The 17516-nt window shown below is 56.0% G+C and carries 14 protein-coding genes; 12 read left to right on the top strand and 2 right to left on the bottom strand.

Annotated features, from left to right (window positions below):
• Positions 1-108: 108 nt before the first annotated feature.
• Positions 109-954, bottom strand: coding sequence for an NADPH-dependent 7-cyano-7-deazaguanine reductase QueF (gene queF / locus IAE27_RS14555; protein ID WP_004114939.1), 846 nt, complete (start codon positions 952-954; stop codon positions 109-111).
• Positions 955-1023: 69 nt separating this feature from the next.
• Between queF and syd the strand changes: the two genes are divergently transcribed.
• The 8 genes from syd to IAE27_RS14515 all read left to right on the top strand — a co-directional run bounded on the left by syd (position 1024) and on the right by IAE27_RS14515 (position 9614).
• The gene (syd, locus tag IAE27_RS14550; RefSeq protein WP_004105039.1) at positions 1024-1569 is read left to right on the top strand and encodes a SecY-interacting protein; all 546 of its coding nucleotides are present in this window, start codon (positions 1024-1026) and stop codon (positions 1567-1569) included.
• Positions 1570-2200: 631 nt separating this feature from the next.
• Positions 2201-2530 carry a YqcC family protein gene (locus IAE27_RS14545; protein ID WP_070555454.1) on the top strand — a complete coding sequence of 110 codons (330 nt, stop codon included), beginning with the start codon at positions 2201-2203 and terminating at the stop codon, positions 2528-2530.
• Positions 2530-3324 (top strand): tRNA pseudouridine(65) synthase TruC, encoded by a 795-nt coding sequence (gene truC, locus IAE27_RS14540; RefSeq protein WP_004105035.1) that lies wholly within the window; start codon positions 2530-2532, stop codon positions 3322-3324. Before IAE27_RS14545 ends, truC begins: the two co-directional genes overlap by 1 nt.
• A gap of 2 nt (positions 3325-3326) precedes the next feature.
• A complete protein-coding gene (locus IAE27_RS14535) occupies positions 3327-3770 on the top strand; it encodes a flavodoxin (RefSeq protein WP_004105033.1) in 444 nt (147 codons plus the stop codon).
• Positions 3771-4347: 577 nt separating this feature from the next.
• Complete coding sequence (gene gudP / locus IAE27_RS14530; RefSeq protein WP_004105031.1) at positions 4348-5706, top strand: galactarate/glucarate/glycerate transporter GudP; 1359 nt, start codon at positions 4348-4350, stop codon at positions 5704-5706.
• Positions 5703-7043: an enolase C-terminal domain-like protein gene (locus IAE27_RS14525; RefSeq protein WP_004105029.1), complete on the top strand. Its 1341-nt coding sequence runs from the start codon at positions 5703-5705 to the stop codon at positions 7041-7043. The genes gudP and IAE27_RS14525 overlap by 4 nt, the downstream gene beginning before the upstream one ends.
• Positions 7044-7062: 19 nt before the next feature.
• Positions 7063-8403 carry a glucarate dehydratase gene (gene gudD, locus IAE27_RS14520; RefSeq protein WP_023329991.1) on the top strand — a complete coding sequence of 447 codons (1341 nt, stop codon included), beginning with the start codon at positions 7063-7065 and terminating at the stop codon, positions 8401-8403.
• Positions 8404-8474: 71 nt separating this feature from the next.
• Entirely contained in the window at positions 8475-9614 is a 1140-nt protein-coding gene (locus tag IAE27_RS14515; RefSeq protein WP_070555458.1) for a glycerate kinase, read from the top strand.
• Positions 9615-9654: 40 nt separating this feature from the next.
• Here IAE27_RS14515 and barA read toward each other — a convergent pair whose 3' ends face one another.
• The gene (gene barA / locus IAE27_RS14510) at positions 9655-12408 is read right to left on the bottom strand and encodes a two-component sensor histidine kinase BarA (protein WP_004105019.1); all 2754 of its coding nucleotides are present in this window, start codon (positions 12406-12408) and stop codon (positions 9655-9657) included.
• Between the two features lie 124 nt (positions 12409-12532).
• Between barA and rlmD the strand changes: the two genes are divergently transcribed.
• From rlmD to mazG, 4 genes are all read left to right on the top strand, one after another.
• Positions 12533-13876, top strand: a complete 1344-nt coding sequence (gene rlmD, locus IAE27_RS14505) for a 23S rRNA (uracil(1939)-C(5))-methyltransferase RlmD (RefSeq protein ID WP_070555461.1) — start codon at positions 12533-12535, stop codon at positions 13874-13876.
• 97 nt (positions 13877-13973) lie between these two features.
• Positions 13974-16211, top strand: a complete 2238-nt coding sequence (gene relA, locus IAE27_RS14500; protein ID WP_004105015.1) for a GTP diphosphokinase — start codon at positions 13974-13976, stop codon at positions 16209-16211.
• 157 nt (positions 16212-16368) lie between these two features.
• On the top strand, positions 16369-16641 hold the full coding sequence (locus IAE27_RS14495; protein ID WP_224226417.1) for a hypothetical protein: 273 nt from the start codon (positions 16369-16371) through the stop codon (positions 16639-16641).
• 28 nt (positions 16642-16669) lie between these two features.
• A complete protein-coding gene (gene mazG, locus IAE27_RS14490; protein ID WP_200092599.1) occupies positions 16670-17470 on the top strand; it encodes a nucleoside triphosphate pyrophosphohydrolase in 801 nt (266 codons plus the stop codon).
• Positions 17471-17516 lie beyond the last annotated feature (46 nt).

Raw genomic sequence — 17516 nt, 5'->3', positions numbered from 1 at the left:
AACTCCTTACAGGACGATTATCGTCTTCCTGTGATTACAATAGCCCTGCTGATGGCGTTTTCACAACCTTGCGCACGGGTTAACGCACGCAAATTGTGAAAATGTTTACTATTGGCGAGCGAGGCGGCCGATGGCCGGAACAAAATCGGTGTTGCTGCGCCACGGGTTGATGTCCAGGCCGCCGCGTCGCGTATAGCGCGCATAAACGGAAAGGGCTTCCGGCTGGCAGAAACGCTGAATATCGCTGAAGATGCGCTCTACGCACTGTTCGTGGAATTCGTTGTGATGGCGGAACGAAACCAGATAGCGCAGCAGCTTTTCGCGATCGATTTTTGCCCCGCGATAGCGGATCTGTACCGAACCCCAGTCGGGCTGGTGGGTAATCAGGCAGTTGGATTTCAGTAAATGGCTGACCAGCGTCTCTTCTACCACTTTGCCGCCAGCGGCATCCTGCAGGTAATCAGCGCTGAACTGATAGTTATCAATTTCAATATCCTGATCGTCAATACAGGTGCCGTGCAGATGCGCCACCGGCTGGCCTTCGAGTTCATCGAGGCGATACAGCGACACCTTGACTTCCCCTTGCGCACAGGCGCTGAGATCGCGCGCCAGCGTCGCCTCGACCTCCTGCCAGTCGGCAAAACGCGTCTGGTTAAAGCTATTGAGATAGAGCTTAAAGCTTTTTGATTCCACCAGATTCACGGTCGTGTCGCTGAGCTCAACGTGGCCCACGGCAACCTGCGGCAGGCCTTTCGCATTCAGCCAGGAGAGTTCATACAGCGTCCAGATATCGGCGCCGTGAAACGGCAGGCTATCGGCGTGCAGGCCCAGCGGATCGCGGTTCAGGCTGCGCGGTACGCCCTGAAGCAGGCTGGCGTCGTAAGTATCGCGGTAATCGGTTGATTTACCGAGCGTCAGGCCGGCGAGCGCCTGGTGGTTATCGTAAGAAGACATGTTTCACCATAGTTAAAGCGGTTACACTATATGCCAAGTGTATCCTGTCTAACGTGAAGAGAGAAACCGGTGGATCAGCAAACCGCAGAAGCGCTACAAGCATTTACCCAACGTTATTGTGAGGCGTGGCAGCAGCAGCGCTCCAGCCTGCCGCGTAGCGAAGAGCTTTATGGCATTCCGTCGCCGTGCATCAGCGCCACGGATGATGATGGCGTTTTCTGGCAGCCGCAGCCGTTTTCTTTAGAACAAAACATTAACGCGGTTGAACGGGCGCTGGAGATTGTGGTACAACAACCGCTTCATGCTTATTATACCACTCAGTTTGCCGGCGATATGCAGGCACGTTTTGCCGATGAGAGCATGACGCTGCTGCAAACCTGGAGTCCGGACGACTTCCAGCGGGTGCAGGAAAATCTGATTGGCCATCTGCTGGTGCAAAAGCGTTTGAAGCTGTCTCCCACGCTGTTTATCGCCACGCTGGACAGCGAACTGGACGTCATTTCGGTCTGTAATATGAGCGGCGAAGTGATCAAAGAAACGCTCGGGACCCGTAAACGTACGACCCTTTCTCCCTCGCTTGCGAGTTTCCTTAATTCCCTTAAGCCCGTTCTGTAATCTAAAGTTCCTGAGCTTTTGTGAGAGATCTCTTACAAGACCTGTAAGAGATCGTCATCATTTGAGGCGATCCCCTGCAAATACTATTTCAATAAAATACATTAATTTCAAATGGTTAATGGTTTTATGATTCATCATGAAGACGATAAATCTTAAGATATTGTCTTAACAAGGGTTGTAAGACGGGGCGGAATCAGGGATTCTATACACGTCGACAGGGAGTCGATAAATGAAGTGAACATCAGGATGATGACGCTTCGAGAGGACCCGCCAGGACGGCGTCGCAAGGACAGGCTTCAGGATGAAGCACAGGATAGCGCAGGATTGCGTAAAGGACACCTCCAGGAAGGAGAAAGAGAGCCGGTCAGGATGCCCGGTGGATCAGGAAGATCGGGATAGACTTACGGATGAGTTATTTCACATCGGGGTGGTGTGAAAGCAGGATGCAACAGTTTACGGATGAACATGGTCAGGAGGCCTCAGGAAAAGTTTTCAAGGACGAGCAGGGAGCACCAATGTAGCTGGATTGCTGCAAAACGAACCGGGAGCACTGTTTATACAGTGCTCCCTTTTTTTATTTCTCTTCTGAATTTGCTATTCTGCGCCGGTTTTCAACTCATCGAGGTTTCCCATGACTCTTGACCATCGCGTGCGCGAGCGCCTGCTCGCCATTGAAGCGCTGCTGCGCGAAACGGAACACTGGCAGGATAACGCTCCCGACAGCCGCGCGTTTGCCAGCGAACAGCCGTTTTGCCTCGACACCATGGAGCCGCTTGAATGGCTGCAGTGGGTATTAATACCGCGCATGCATCAGCTTCTGGAAAGCGGCATGCCGCTGCCGCAAAATTTCGCCGTTGCTCCCTACTATGAGATGGCCCTGGATAATGCTCATCCCGTGCGCGAGCGGGTGCTTGCCGAGCTGCTTCTGCTGGATGCGCTGTTTGCCGGCGGCGACGCCTGATGCTGGAGATTTTATATCAGGACCCGTGGCTGGTAGCGGTGAACAAGCCTTCGGGCTGGCTGGTGCATCGTAGCTGGCTGGATCGTGATGAAAAAGTGGTGGTGATGCAGACCGTGCGCGACCAGATAGGCCAGCACGTGTTCACCGCTCACCGCCTCGACAGGCCGACTTCCGGCGTGCTGCTAATGGGACTGTCGAGCGAAGCAGGAAGACTGTTGTCGCAGCAGTTCGAGCAGCATCAAATGCAGAAACGCTATCATGCGATAGCCCGCGGCTGGTTGAGCGAAGAAGCGGAGCTTGATTATCCTCTGGTTGAGGAGCTGGATAAAATTGCCGATAAGTTCGCCCGCGAAAATAAAGATCCGCAGCCGGCGGTCACCCATTATCGCGGCCTGGCGACGATAGAAATGCCGGTGGCGACCGGACGTTATCCTACCACCCGCTATAGCCTGGTGGAGCTGGAACCGAAAACCGGACGTAAGCACCAGCTGCGCCGTCATCTTGCCCATCTTCGCCATCCGATTATCGGCGACAGTAAACACGGCGATCTGCGGCAGAATCGCAGCGCGGCCGAACACTTTGGCTGCGATCGGCTAATGCTTCATGCCAGCCAGCTATCGTTAACGCATCCTTTTACCGGTGAACCGCTGGTTATTCGCGCTGGCCTTGACGACGTCTGGATGCGCGCGCTGTCGCAGTTTGGCTGGCGCGGCCTTCTCCCGTTAAATGAAAGGGTTGAGTTTGCCGACGACTGCGGTCAGGATGAAGAGATACAGGTCACTTCAGGGAGATAGTCATGGCAGAAGTCGGAATTTTTGTCGGTACGATGTATGGAAATTCGCTCCTGGTCGCCGAAGAGGCGCAGGCTATTTTGAGCGGACTGGGGCATCAGGCGAAAGTCTTTGAAGATCCCGAAGTCAAAGACTGGGAGTCGTATACCGGAAAATATGCGCTGGTGGTGACATCGACCACCGGGCAGGGCGATTTACCGGACAGCATAGTGCCTTTATACGAAGGCATCAAAGATATGTATCAGCCGCATTTGCGCTATGGAATTATTGCCCTGGGCGATAGCACCTACGCTAACTTCTGCGGCGGCGGTTTGAAGTTTGATGCATTATTGCAGGAACAGGGCGGCACGCGCGTTGGCGATATGCTGACGATCGATGCCAGCGAAGATCCGGAACCTGAAAGCGTTGCTAACCCATGGGTAGCGCAGTGGGCGTCGCTGCTTGATTAACAACTTTATCCCACCAGGGCTATTTTGTTTGCCATTTTGCCCCCGGGCGGTGCTCAGACTGTTTGGCTAATATCCTGTCGGCACAGCTCCTAAAAGTTTCGCCCTCTCCCTACACTAGAGGCGCCCCTTTCTTTACTGATGTTAAATGCCAGTGGCCAGATAAACGGCCAAAATCATCGTAGCAATTCTTCAGGCGCACGGCTTCGGGCATTTGCCTTAAAACCTGTGTAATGCCATGGTCTTTACCGGGCTATTTCACGGGGTCAAGAGAGTTGATTCACACTCCTGTCTTTTGCACCGCGCTTTGCGTCTATGAACGGGCGCGGCTTTTCATTTCCGTGAACCATCCCCCATCTCATTAGGCATAAGCCATAAATCAGATTTACTCAGGCGGCGAAAGCTGTGTATTTGCACGGTGAGCCCGTCAGCCCCTCTTTTTATACTTTTCCTGCCAGTTAAAAATGCAGTGCCAGATATAACGAAAATTATGAAAAACACTAACACGTCATTCTGAGTACCCTACAGGTTGTGCTGTTCAGAATGAACGTAGCTAACGCTATGATTCAGGAGTGCAACAATGAGTTCATTAAGTCAGGCGGCAGGCGGCGCTGAAAAGCGCACCAATGCTCGCTACTGGATAGTGGTGATGTTGTTTATCGTCACATCCTTCAACTACGGCGACCGCGCCACCTTATCCATTGCCGGTTCGGAGATGGCCAAAGATATTGGTCTTGATGCCGTTGGCATGGGCTACGTCTTTTCCGCGTTCTCCTGGGCCTACGTGATCGGCCAGATCCCGGGCGGCTGGCTGCTTGACCGCTTCGGTTCTAAACGCGTCTACTTCTGGTCCATTTTTATCTGGTCCATGTTTACTCTGCTGCAGGGTTTCGTCGATATCTTTAGCGGCTTCGGCATTATCGTCGCGCTGTTCACCCTGCGTTTTCTTGTCGGCCTGGCCGAAGCGCCTTCCTTCCCCGGCAACAGCCGGATCGTCGCGGCGTGGTTCCCGGCGCAGGAGAGGGGCACGGCGGTGGCTATCTTTAACTCCGCGCAATATTTTGCCACCGTTATTTTTGCGCCGATCATGGGTTGGCTGACGCATGAGGTGGGCTGGTCGCACGTGTTCTTCTTTATGGGCGGTCTCGGCATTATCATCAGCTTTGTCTGGCTGAAGGTGATTCATGAACCTAACCAGCATCCGGGTGTAAACCAAAAAGAGCTCGATTACATCGCCGCAGGCGGCGCGCTGATCAATATGGATCAGGCGGCGGCCAAAGCTAAGGTGCCGTTTAGCGTAAAATGGGGGCAAATCAAGCAGCTGCTGGGTTCTCGCATGATGATTGGCGTCTATATCGGCCAGTACTGCATTAACGCTTTGACCTATTTCTTTATCACCTGGTTCCCGGTTTATCTGGTGCAGGCGCGCGGCATGTCGATCCTGAAGGCCGGTTTTGTCGCGTCGGTTCCGGCGATCTGCGGTTTCGCGGGCGGGGTTCTCGGCGGGATTATTTCCGACTGGCTGATGCGTCGTACCGGCTCGCTGAACATCGCACGTAAAACGCCTATCGTCATGGGGATGCTGCTGTCGATGGTGATGGTGTTCTGTAACTACGTCAACGTGGAGTGGATGATTATCGGCTTCATGGCGCTGGCCTTCTTCGGTAAAGGCATCGGTGCGCTGGGCTGGGCGGTCATGGCGGATACGGCGCCGAAAGAGATCAGCGGCCTGAGCGGCGGTCTGTTCAACATGTTCGGCAATATCTCCGGTATCGTGACGCCCATTGCTATCGGCTACATCGTTGGCACCACCGGTTCGTTTAACGGCGCGCTGATTTATGTGGGCGTTCATGCGCTGGTGGCGGTGCTGAGCTATCTGGTACTGGTGGGCGATATTAAACGTATCGAACTGAAACCTGTCGCAGGAAAATCATCATGACAACGCAATCGAGCCCTATTATCACCGATATGAAGGTTATCCCGGTGGCCGGGCAGGACAGTATGCTGCTTAACATCGGCGGCGCGCACAATGCGTACTTTACCCGCAATATTGTGGTGCTGACCGATAACGCCGGCAATACCGGGGTCGGCGAAGCACCGGGCGGCGAAGTGATTTATCAGACGCTGGTGGATGCCATCCCGACGGTATTAGGCCAGGAAGTCGCCCGCCTGAACAAAGTGGTTCAGCAGGTGCATAAAGGCAACCAGGCCGCGGACTTTGATACTTTTGGTAAAGGCGCCTGGACATTCGAACTGCGGGTGAACGCGGTGGCGGCGCTGGAGGCTGCGCTGCTGGATCTGCTGGGCAAGGCGCTCAACGTGCCGGTTTGCGAGCTGCTGGGGCCGGGCAAGCAGCGCGATGAGGTGACCGTGCTGGGCTATCTGTTCTACGTGGGCGATCGCACCAAAACCGATCTGCCCTATCTGGAAAGCACGCCGGGCAACCATGAGTGGTATCGTCTACGCCATCAGGAAGCGCTGAACAGCGAGGCGGTGGTGCGCCTGGCGGAGGCCTCACAGGACCGCTACGGCTTTAAAGATTTTAAACTGAAAGGTGGCGTGCTGCCCGGCGAGCAGGAGATCGAAACCGCCCGCGCGTTGAAAAAGCGTTTTCCCGATGCGCGCATTACGGTTGATCCCAACGGCGCCTGGCTGCTGGATGAAGCCATCGCCCTGTGTAAAGGGCTGAACGAGGTGCTGACCTACGCGGAAGACCCCTGCGGCGCCGAACAGGGCTTCTCTGGCCGTGAAGTGATGGCGGAGTTTCGCCGCGCCACCGGTCTGCCGGTGGCAACCAATATGATCGCCACTAACTGGCGCGAAATGGGCCACGCGGTGATGCTGAATGCCGTGGATATTCCGCTGGCCGATCCGCACTTCTGGACCCTTTCCGGCGCGGTGCGCGTGGCGCAGCTGTGCGATGACTGGGGTCTGACCTGGGGCTGCCATTCCAATAACCACTTTGATATTTCACTGGCCATGTTCACCCACGTCGGCGCAGCGGCGCCGGGTAACCCCACGGCCATCGATACCCACTGGATTTGGCAGGAGGGAGATTGCCGCCTGACCAAAAATCCGCTGGAGATTAAGCACGGAAAAATTGCTGTTCCGGACGCGCCTGGACTCGGCGTCGAGCTGGACTGGGAGCAGGTGCAGAAAGCGCATGAGGCGTATAAAAAGCTGCCCGGCGGCGCGCGTAATGACGCAGGCCCAATGCAGTATCTGATCCCCGGATGGACTTTTGACCGTAAACGCCCCGTTTTCGGCCGTCACTGATTTGAATAAGGACTAAATTATGAGCGCACAATTTTCGACCCCCGTTGTTTCTTCTATGCAGGTCATTCCGGTCGCGGGTCACGACAGCATGCTGATGAACCTGAGCGGCGCGCACGCCCCGTTCTTCACGCGTAATATCGTGGTAATCAAAGATAATTCCGGCCATACCGGCGTCGGCGAAATTCCCGGCGGAGAGAAAATCCGCAAGACCCTTGAGGACGCGATCCCGCTGGTGGTCGGTAAAACGCTGGGTGAATATAAAAACGTGCTGACCGCCGTACGCAATACTTTCGCCGATCGGGATGCCGGCGGACGCGGTTTGCAGACCTTCGATCTGCGTACCACAATTCACGTAGTGACCGGGATCGAAGCGGCGATGCTTGACCTGCTGGGCCAGCATCTGGGCGTGAACGTGGCGTCTCTGCTGGGCGATGGACAGCAGCGCAGCGAAGTGGAAATGCTGGGCTATCTGTTCTTCGTCGGCAATCGTAAAGCTACACCGCTGCCTTATCAGAGCCAGCCGGATGACCCGTGCGACTGGTATCGCCTGCGTCATGATGAGGCGATGACCCCGGATGCGGTGGTGCGTCTGGCGGAAGCCGCATATGAGAAATATGGTTTTAACGATTTTAAACTGAAAGGCGGCGTACTGGCCGGGGAAGAGGAAGCGGAGTCTATCGTCGCGCTGGCTAAGCGCTTCCCGCAGGCGCGCGTGACCCTCGATCCGAACGGCGCGTGGTCGCTGGATGAAGCGATCAAAATTGGTAAATACCTGAAAGGATCTCTGGCCTATGCGGAAGATCCGTGCGGCGCCGAGCAGGGCTTCTCCGGGCGTGAAGTGATGGCGGAGTTCCGCCGCGCCACCGGTCTGCCGACGGCGACCAATATGATCGCGACCGACTGGCGTCAGATGGGCCACACGCTGTCGCTGCAGTCCGTGGATATTCCGCTGGCGGATCCGCACTTCTGGACCATGCAGGGCTCCGTCCGCGTGGCGCAGATGTGCCACGAGTTCGGCCTGACCTGGGGCTCGCACTCTAACAACCACTTTGATATCTCGCTGGCGATGTTTACCCACGTGGCGGCAGCCGCGCCGGGTAAAATTACCGCTATTGATACGCACTGGATCTGGCAGGAAGGCAACCAGCGCCTGACCAAAGAACCGTTTGAAATTAAAGGTGGGATGGTACAGGTACCGACGAAACCGGGGCTGGGCGTGGAGCTCGATATGGATCAGGTGATGAAAGCCCATGAGCTGTATCAGAAACACGGTCTGGGCGCGCGCGATGATGCGATGGGAATGCAGTATTTGATCCCGAACTGGACGTTTGATAACAAGCGTCCGTGCATGGTGCGCTAAGGAGATTCCGGTCCCTTCGGGGGCCGGTTTCCTGCACGGCGTCGGGTAATCGTTCATTTTAAGGACAGCATATGAAGATAGTGATCGCACCGGATTCATACAAGGAGAGCCTGAGTGCGCTGGATGTTGCAACCGCGATAGAGCAAGGTTTTCGGGAAGTTTATTCCGATGCGGAATACGTCAAACTGCCGGTCGCCGACGGTGGCGAAGGAACCGTTGAAGCCATGGTTGCCGCGACCCAGGGATGCCGGATAGCGGTCACCGTCACCGGTCCGCTCGGCGAGCCCGTAGAGGCTTTTTTTGGTCTTTCGGGCGATAAGCAGTGCGCGTTTATTGAAATGGCGGCGGCAAGCGGTCTGGAGAGCGTGCCGCCGGCGCGACGTAACCCTCTTCTGACGACTTCATGGGGTACCGGCGAGCTGATTCGCCATGCGCTGGACGCGGGCGTCAGGCAAATTATTATCGGTATCGGCGGCAGCGCGACCAACGATGGCGGCGCCGGGATGGTGCAGGCGCTGGGGGCGAAACTACTGACCCGGGATAACCAGCAGATTGGCGCCGGCGGACAAGCGCTGGAGAGCCTCGCGCGCATCGACGTGAGCGAGTTAGATAAGCGCCTCGCCGGATGCCGCATTGACGTCGCTTGCGATGTCACCAATCCGCTGACGGGCCCGCAGGGCGCGACGGCAGTATTTGGCCCGCAGAAAGGGGCGACGGCGGAGATGATCGCCAGCCTCGATAAGGCGCTGGCCCATTTTGCTGAGATTATCCATCGCGACTTAGAGCTTGATGTGTTGCATCTTGAAGGCGGCGGCGCGGCGGGCGGCATGGGCGCAGGCCTGTATGCCTTTTGCGGGGCTAAGCTGCGGCCGGGCATTGAGATCGTGACCGACGCTTTGCATCTTGCCGATATCGTGGCGGATGCGGATCTGGTGATCACCGGCGAAGGGCGCATCGACAGCCAGACGATTCACGGCAAAGTGCCGGTTGGCGTGGCGCGGGTGGCAAAACGCTATAATCTGCCGGTTATCGCGATTGCCGGGAGCCTGACGGCGGACGTCGGCGTAGTCCATGAGCACGGGCTGGATGCGGTATTCAGCGTTATTTATTCCATTTGCACCCTGGATGAGGCGCTGGAAAATGCCGCCGAAAATGTGCGCATGACGGCGAGAAACGTCGCCGCTGTGCTGAAAATGGGCCTGGTATTATAGATTCTCCCCCGGTCGCAGTGCGCGAGCCGGGGCAGGCGTTTTAGATTCCCTGAAGCTTACAGGCTTCCCGCGCGACGTTGTCCATTTCATCCAGCAGTTCCAGAAGCTCCGGCTCCAGCTCCTCGGCGGCGGTGCCCGCGCGCAGCTGGCTCTCGAGAGTGTGGCAGAGTTTCTTCAGGCGCGGCACGCCGCTGTAGCTACAGCTGCCGTGCAGCTTATGAATGAGATCCAGCAGGCCTTCCGGCTGCTCTCCCACCAGCTGTTCTTCCACCTTGTTACGCACTTCCGGCATAAAAGCGAGCAGCATCTGCAGCATTTCCCGCGCCAGATCCGGTTTCATCGCCGCCTGGCGTAGCGCCAGCTGCCAGTCGAGGGTGATGTCATGGTTAACCGGTAGGTCAACCGGCTCCGCCGCGGCCTGCGGCGCAGCGGCCTGTCCCGGCTGGTAGCGCAGCAGCAGATTGTAGAGCTTATCTTCCTCAATGGGCTTCGCCAGATAATCGTTCATCCCCGCGCTGAGCAATTTCTCTCGCTGCCCTTCCAGAGCATGGGCCGTCACGGCGATCACCGGCGTTTGCTGTTGATGAGGGAGCTGATGGATCAATTCGCAGGCGCGGATGCCGTCCATTTCCGGCATTTGAATATCCATCAGAATCAGATCCTGCTGCATTTCTCTGGCTCGTTCAACGGCGTTCTGGCCGCTGTCGCAGAGGATGACATGCTGGACTAAATCTTCAAGCAGAGCGCCGATGAGCTTAAGATTCGCCGGATTGTCATCGACGGCCATTACCGTCATGGGCAGCTTTGTACTACCGGAGCGCGGCAGCAGGAGCGTCGGCTGGGTCTGGCAGGTGGCCGTCAGCGCCGGAAGCAAGCGCGTTGAGGTCAGGGGCTTAAGCAGACAGGCTGCGATACCGTCGTGTTTAAGCGTTTCGGCGCTCACCTGGGCGTGGCACGGTAGCGCCAGCAGCAGATGATCGGCAAGCTTACGGGCTCTGGCCAGCTTATCGCGATGCTGGTTCAGATCGCGTATCGACACCGGAATGCCCGCCAGCAGGATATCGTAATGGGCATCCGGTAGGGCAGTCATCGTCGGACTGTAGACCACCTCCAGCGGCGTTGTCGCCAGCAGCTCCATGGTGCACTGCGCCGCCGCTGCGTTAGCCTCAATGTAGGCCAGCTTTTTACCCGCCAGACATTGGGTCGGTACGCTGTCGGGTACCGCGTTAGGGTTGAGATCGAGGCTGATATGGAACCAGAACGTCGAGCCGCGATTAGGCTGGCTATGGAAGGAAATATCGCCGCCCATCTCTTTTACCAGCCGCTGGGTGATAACCAGCCCCAGCCCGGTTCCGCCGTGGCGACGGGAAATACTGGCGTCTGCCTGGCGGAAAGCCTGAAACAGACGCGACTGGTCGCGCTCGGGAATACCGATGCCGGTATCGTGGATCTGAACTTCGATTTGCACTCTTGAATTGCTGATAGCCCGCTGTTCCACCAGCACGTCAATGTTGCCATGTTCGGTGAACTTAATGGCGTTGCCCATCAGGTTAGTAATAATTTGCTGCAGGCGCAGCGGGTCGCCAATCACGTTATCCGGCACATCGTTTTTGATGTTCAGGGTCAGCTCCAGCCCCTTATCGTGCGCCGAATGCGCCAACAGCGTGACCACCTCGTCGAGCGAATTTCGCAGCAGGAACGGAATGCTCTCCAGAATGAGCTTCCCGGCTTCGAGCTTAGAGAAGTCCAGAACATCATTAATGATGGCCAGCAGATTGTTCGCTGAACGCTCAATAGTGGTCAGATGATCGCGTTGGGTGGTATTTAAATCGGTTTTCAGCGTCAGGCGGGTAAAGCCAATGACGCCGTTAAGCGGAGTGCGCAGCTCGTGGGACATATTGGCGAGGAATTCGGATTTGATTCGCGCCGCTTCCTGCGCGCGTTTTTTCGCCAGGTCCAGCTCAACGTTCTGGATTTCCATCTGTTCAAGCGTTTCACGCAGGTCGGAGGTGGCCTGATCGACGTTATGCTGCATCTCTTCATGATACGCCGCCAGCGACATCGCCATGGAGTTGATCCCGTTTTTCAGCATATCCAGTTCGCCGAGCATAAAACCTTCCACGCGGCTATCAAGCTGGCCCCGGCGGATGCGGTCAACGGTATTCACCATGTTGCGAATCGGCCCGGTCACGTCGCGCATCAGTCGCCAGCCGAAGATCAGCGCGATGCCGATGCAGAACAGCATCATCACGCTGGAGATGAAGATCTCTTTGTACTGCTGCAGCCGCACCGATTTGAGATCCAGCTCCAGCGCCACGTAGCCCAGCATATTGTCCGGCATCTTGGCATCGCTTCCCGGTGATTCATCCGGTGAATAGCTTTCTGAAATAATTGGGGTGCGCAAAATCATCAAATCGCCGTGACGAATCACGCTTAAACGGCGGGGAAAAGGCGCCCCTTTTGGTAGCTGAAGTTCGCCGGGATCGAGCTGAAAGTTGGAGGTGACAAACAGCCTGTTGTGCGAGTCATAGATGGAAATGGCGCGCACAATATCGGAATGGCGGCGATGCAGCACGCTGATCAGCTGCCCGATTGACTCGCGGTTTTGCAAATTCATGCCATATTCACTGGAGACCGCCAGCGGTTCGATGATACTGGCTCCGGCATCTTCCAGCTGGCGCTGTAGGTCGTTATAGCGGTGTGCGACGAAGAATATACTGAGCAGCAGACCGATCAGAACGGTTGGCGCCAGAATAAGAATCATCATGCGGGCACGAAGGCTGTAGTTGGTCATGCGGTTCCATTATGGGAGAATATATACATCATCCTTACAGGCTGCTGAGGCATTGGTTACGCTGGCTCACCCTGAAAGAACTCGTGTATAGAGTCAGTATATTTAATTGAGACAAATCTCTACGATGGCGCAATTCTACTCTGCAAAACGGCGTGTGACGACGCGCCAGATCATAACCGTTACAGTAAATGACCTTGATCCCTTTGGGCAGGGCGTTGCGCGTCACCAGGGTAAGGCGCTGTTTGTTAACGGTTTATTACCGCAGGAGCAGGCCGAAGTGGTCCTGGTCGAGGATAAAAAACAGTATGCCCGCGCGCAGGTTAAACGCCGTCTTAGCGACAGCCCGCAGCGGCAGGCGCCGCGCTGTCCGCATTTTGGTATCTGCGGCGGATGTCAGCAGCAGCACGCCAGCGTTGAGCTGCAGCAGCAGAGCAAACGCGCCGCCCTCGCGCGGTTAATGAAGCGCGAGGTTGATGACATTATAGCCGCTTCGCCGTGGGGCTATCGCCGCCGGGCGCGTCTGAGCTTGAATTATCAGCCAAAGACCCAACAATTACAGATAGGCTTCCGGAAGGCCAACTCCAGCGAAATTGTTGATGTGGTGCAGTGCCCTGTTTTGGTGCCCACTCTTGGTGCGCTACTGCCCGCGGTACGAGAATGTCTCAGCGGATTGCAATCGCTGCGTCAGCTTGGCCACGTGGAGCTGGTGCAGGCTGACAACGGCCCGCTGATGGTTTTACGCCATACCGCGGCCCTTCCGGCTGCAGATAAAGAAAAGCTGGAACGTTTTTCGCAATCTCACGGTCTTTCACTGTATCTCGCCCCGCAAAGCGAGATACTGGAACAGATTCGCGGGGAAGCGCCCTGGTATACGTCCGACGGTCTACGCTTAGTGTTCAGTCCGCGCGACTTTATTCAGGTCAACGACGGCGTAAACCAGCTCATGGTGCATACGGCGCTGGAATGGCTGGATATCCAGCCTCAGGATCGCGTGCTGGATCTCTTTTGCGGCATGGGCAACTTTACCCTGCCGCTGGCAAAGCGCGCGGCGCAGGTCGTGGGGGTTGAAGGTGTTCCGGCGCTGGTGGCGAAGGGGCAAGAAAACGCGGCGCTGAACGCGTTGCATAATGTGACGTTCTTTCATGAAAATCTTGAAGAGGACGTCACCCGCCAGGCGTGGGCGAAGCACGGTTTTGATAAAGTTCTGCTCGACCCGGCGCGCGCCGGTGCGGCGGGCGTTATGTTACATATAATTAAATTAGCGCCGCGTCGGGTGGTGTATGTTTCTTGTAATCCGGCGACTCTGGCGCGCGATAGCGACGTTTTATTGCAGGCGGGATATACCATTCAACGCCTGGCGATGCTGGATATGTTCCCGCATACCGGTCATCTGGAATCAATGGTGTTGTTTGAGCACAAGAATCATTCAAATCGCAGTGCAGCGGCATCCACAGGCGCAGGCGACTGAGATAAAAGACGAACGCCAACGTTGATGCGGTTTGAAGGATGAAGTGTAAAAGTTGAGGCTTGCCGACTTCGGCAGGCGGTCCCTTAAGGAGAGGACAATGGTTGCGGTAAGAAGTGCACATTTAAATAAAGCTGGTGAATTTGACCCGAAGAAATGGATCGCGAGTCTGGGAATTTCCAGCCAGCAGTCGTGTGAACGCTTAGCCGAAACCTGGGATTATTGTCGAGAGAAAACGCAGGGACACCCGCAGGCCGATCTCCTGCTATGGCGCGGCGTGGAGATGGTAGAAATTCTCTCCATGCTCAGTATGGACATCGATACGCTGCGAGCGGCGATGCTATTCCCGCTGGCGGATGGCAACGTCGTCAGCGAAGAAATCATGCAGGAGAGCGTCGGGAAATCCGTCGTCACCCTGATCCACGGCGTGCGGGATATGGCCGCGATACGTCAGCTTAAAGCCACCCATACGGATTCGGTCTCCTCTGAACAGGTGGACAACATTCGCCGCATGCTGCTGGCGATGGTTGATGACTTCCGCTGCGTGGTGATTAAAATCGCCGAGCGTATTGCCCATCTGCGTGAAGTGAAAGATGCGCCGGAAGATGAGCGCGTGCTGGCAGCGAAAGAGTGCACCAATATTTACGCGCCGCTGGCCAACCGTCTGGGGATCGGCCAGCTTAAGTGGGAGCTTGAAGATTACTGCTTCCGCTATCTGCACCCGGCGGAATATAAACGCATCGCTAAGCTGTTGCACGAGCGGCGCATCGATCGTGAACATTACATTGACGAGTTCGTCAGCCACTTACGCACGGAAATGAAAACCGAGGGCGTCAAGGCTGAGGTTTACGGTCGTCCTAAGCATATCTATAGCATCTGGCGCAAAATGCAGAAAAAACATCTCGCTTTCGACGAGCTGTTTGACGTGCGGGCGGTGCGGATTGTCGCCGAGCGCCTGCAGGACTGCTATGCCGCGCTGGGGATAGTGCATACTCACTACCGCCATCTGCCGGATGAGTTTGATGATTACGTCGCCAACCCTAAGCCCAATGGCTACCAGTCCATTCATACCGTCGTGCTTGGTCCCGGCGGCAAGACGATCGAAATTCAGATCCGTACCCGCCAGATGCATGAAGATGCCGAGCTGGGCGTGGCTGCGCACTGGAAGTACAAAGAGGGCGCCAGCGCGGGGGCCAGCGGCGGACGCGGCTATGAAGATCGCATTGCATGGCTGCGTAAACTGATCGCCTGGCAGGAAGAGATGGCCGATTCCGGCGAGATGCTGGATGAAGTGCGTAGCCAGGTCTTTGACGACCGGGTTTATGTCTTTACGCCGAAGGGTGACGTAGTGGATTTACCTTCGGGTTCGACTCCGCTCGATTTTGCCTACCATATTCACAGCGATGTCGGTCACCGCTGCATCGGGGCGAAAATCAGCGGACGTATTGTGCCGTTCACCTATCAGCTGCAGATGGGCGACCAGATTGAAATCATCACTCAAAAACAGCCTAACCCAAGCCGTGACTGGCTGAATCCGAACCTTGGCTACGTCACTACCAGCCGCGGGCGTTCCAAAATTCATGCCTGGTTCCGCAAGCAGGATCGCGACAAGAATATTCTTGCCGGACGGCAGATCCTCGATGATGAGCTGGAGCATCTGGGCATCAGCCTGAAGGATGCGGAAAAATATCTGCTGCCGCGCTACAACTTTAATGAGCAGGACGAACTGCTGGCGGCGATTGGCGGCGGCGATATTCGCCTCAACCAGATGGTTAATTTCCTGCAGGCGCAGTTTAATAAGCCCAGCGCGGCGGAGCAGGATGCGGCGGCACTTAAGCAGCTGCAGCAGAAAACCTATACTCCGCAGAATCGCAGCAAAGACAATGGTCGCGTGGTGGTGGAAGGCGTCGGCAATCTGATGCACCACATTGCGCGCTGCTGCCAGCCGATCCCCGGCGACGAGATTGTGGGCTTTATCACCCAGGGCCGAGGGATCTCGGTGCACCGGGCGGATTGCGATCAGCTCGCGGAGCTACAGTCTCATGCTCCGGAGCGCATCGTTGACGCAGTGTGGGGAGAGAGCTACTCGGCGGGCTACTCGCTGGTGGTGCGGGTCCAGGCCAACGATCGTAGCGGCCTGCTGCGCGATATCACTACTATTCTCGCCAATGAGAAGGTCAACGTGCTGGGCGTTGCCAGCCGCAGCGATACGAAGCAGCAGATGGCAACCATCGATATGACCATTGAGATCTACAACCTGCAGGTTCTGGGCCGGGTACTTGGCAAGCTGAATCAGGTTCCGGACGTCATCGACGCCCGTCGCCTGCACGGCGGATAAAGGAAAACGGTAAAAACGCAGCTCAGCTAACAGCTGCGTTTTTACCCTGATAGCCATGGAGCTCCCTGACGGGCGCTGGCTTACTGGATAGGCTTCAATGGATTTGAGCTTAAGTTTCTTTATTCTTTATCTCCTCTCATCCCTCACGCTGATCGCTGTGCAAATCTGGCTGTTTTTTATCGTTTATTCGCCAGACGGATCCTTGAGTTCACACCTGATATGCCGCGCTGCAAATGCCCTTGCCATGTTTGTGCAGCTTTGCGTGACGGTGAAAGGGGAGTTTCCTTTTAACATGCTTTCGTCGCAAATCCGCTATATTGACGACCCGGTGCGCATGCTGGCGTTGGTATTTATCGTGCTGCACGGCATAGTTTATGTTTTTGTAATACGCGGCGGCTTGCCAAAACCGAAACGCGAATGGCGTGACTGAAATGATGAAAAGTGCAGGATCAATAACTATGAAGGCAAATAATGAGATGGAACGGCTGCTCGGCATTATGCAGCGGCTACGCAATCCGGAAAACGGCTGTCCGTGGGACAAAGAGCAGACGTTTGCCACCATCGCTCCCTATACGCTTGAAGAAACCTATGAAGTGCTCGACGCCATCTCCCGCGAAGATTTTGACGATTTGCGCGGCGAGTTGGGCGATCTGCTGTTCCAGGTTGTCTTCTACGCTCAAATGGCGCAGGAAGAGGGGCGCTTTGATTTCAGCGATATCTGCGCCGCTATCAGCGACAAGCTTGAGCGCCGCCACCCGCATATTTTCGGCGATGCCTCCGCCGGTAGCAGCAGCGAAGCGCTGGCCCGCTGGGAGCAGATCAAAAGCGCTGAGCGAGCGGAAAAGTCCCAGCACTCCGCGCTGGACGATATTCCGCATAGCCTTCCGGCGTTGATGCGCGCGCATAAAATCCAAAAACGCTGCTCGGCGGTGGGTTTTGACTGGACCTCTCTCGGACCGGTGCTGGATAAAGTTCATGAAGAAATAGATGAAGTAATGCATGAAGCGCAGCAGGCCGTGGTGGATGAAGCTAAACTGGAGGAGGAAGTTGGCGACCTGCTGTTTGCAACGGTCAATTTATCCCGCCATTTAGGCGTCAAAGCCGAGGTTGCGTTGCAAAAAGCCAATCTCAAATTTGAACGTCGCTTCCGTGAAGTTGAGCGGATTGTCGCCGCGCGCGGCCTGGAAATGACCGGCGTCGACCTCGATACTATGGAGCAGGTGTGGCAGGAAGTAAAACGCCAGGAAACTGATCTCTAAAGAGTTTTCGTGATCAAGCGCTATTTGTGTGATTTTTTAAATAACA

The organism is Klebsiella sp. S69, assembly GCF_016516145.1.
Lineage (GTDB): Bacteria > Pseudomonadota > Gammaproteobacteria > Enterobacterales > Enterobacteriaceae > Klebsiella > Klebsiella oxytoca.
Note: the sequence above shows the minus strand (reverse complement) of the source record. Positions and strands in the feature narration are given on the sequence as shown.

Excerpts from the sequence above, each read along its gene's own strand:
- queF (WP_004114939.1), bottom strand. The coding sequence starts at position 954 with ATGTCTTCTTACGATAACCACCAGGCGCTCGCCGGCCTGACGCTCGGT.
- IAE27_RS14545 (WP_070555454.1), top strand. The coding sequence starts at position 2,201 with ATGACTCTTGACCATCGCGTGCGCGAGCGCCTGCTCGCCATTGAAGCG.
- truC (WP_004105035.1), top strand. The coding sequence starts at position 2,530 with ATGCTGGAGATTTTATATCAGGACCCGTGGCTGGTAGCGGTGAACAAG.
- IAE27_RS14535 (WP_004105033.1), top strand. The coding sequence starts at position 3,327 with ATGGCAGAAGTCGGAATTTTTGTCGGTACGATGTATGGAAATTCGCTC.
- gudP (WP_004105031.1), top strand. The coding sequence starts at position 4,348 with ATGAGTTCATTAAGTCAGGCGGCAGGCGGCGCTGAAAAGCGCACCAAT.
- IAE27_RS14525 (WP_004105029.1), top strand. The coding sequence starts at position 5,703 with ATGACAACGCAATCGAGCCCTATTATCACCGATATGAAGGTTATCCCG.
- gudD (WP_023329991.1), top strand. The coding sequence starts at position 7,063 with ATGAGCGCACAATTTTCGACCCCCGTTGTTTCTTCTATGCAGGTCATT.
- IAE27_RS14515 (WP_070555458.1), top strand. The coding sequence starts at position 8,475 with ATGAAGATAGTGATCGCACCGGATTCATACAAGGAGAGCCTGAGTGCG.
- barA (WP_004105019.1), bottom strand. The coding sequence starts at position 12,408 with ATGACCAACTACAGCCTTCGTGCCCGCATGATGATTCTTATTCTGGCG.
- rlmD (WP_070555461.1), top strand. The coding sequence starts at position 12,533 with ATGGCGCAATTCTACTCTGCAAAACGGCGTGTGACGACGCGCCAGATC.
- relA (WP_004105015.1), top strand. The coding sequence starts at position 13,974 with ATGGTTGCGGTAAGAAGTGCACATTTAAATAAAGCTGGTGAATTTGAC.
- mazG (WP_200092599.1), top strand. The coding sequence starts at position 16,670 with ATGAAGGCAAATAATGAGATGGAACGGCTGCTCGGCATTATGCAGCGG.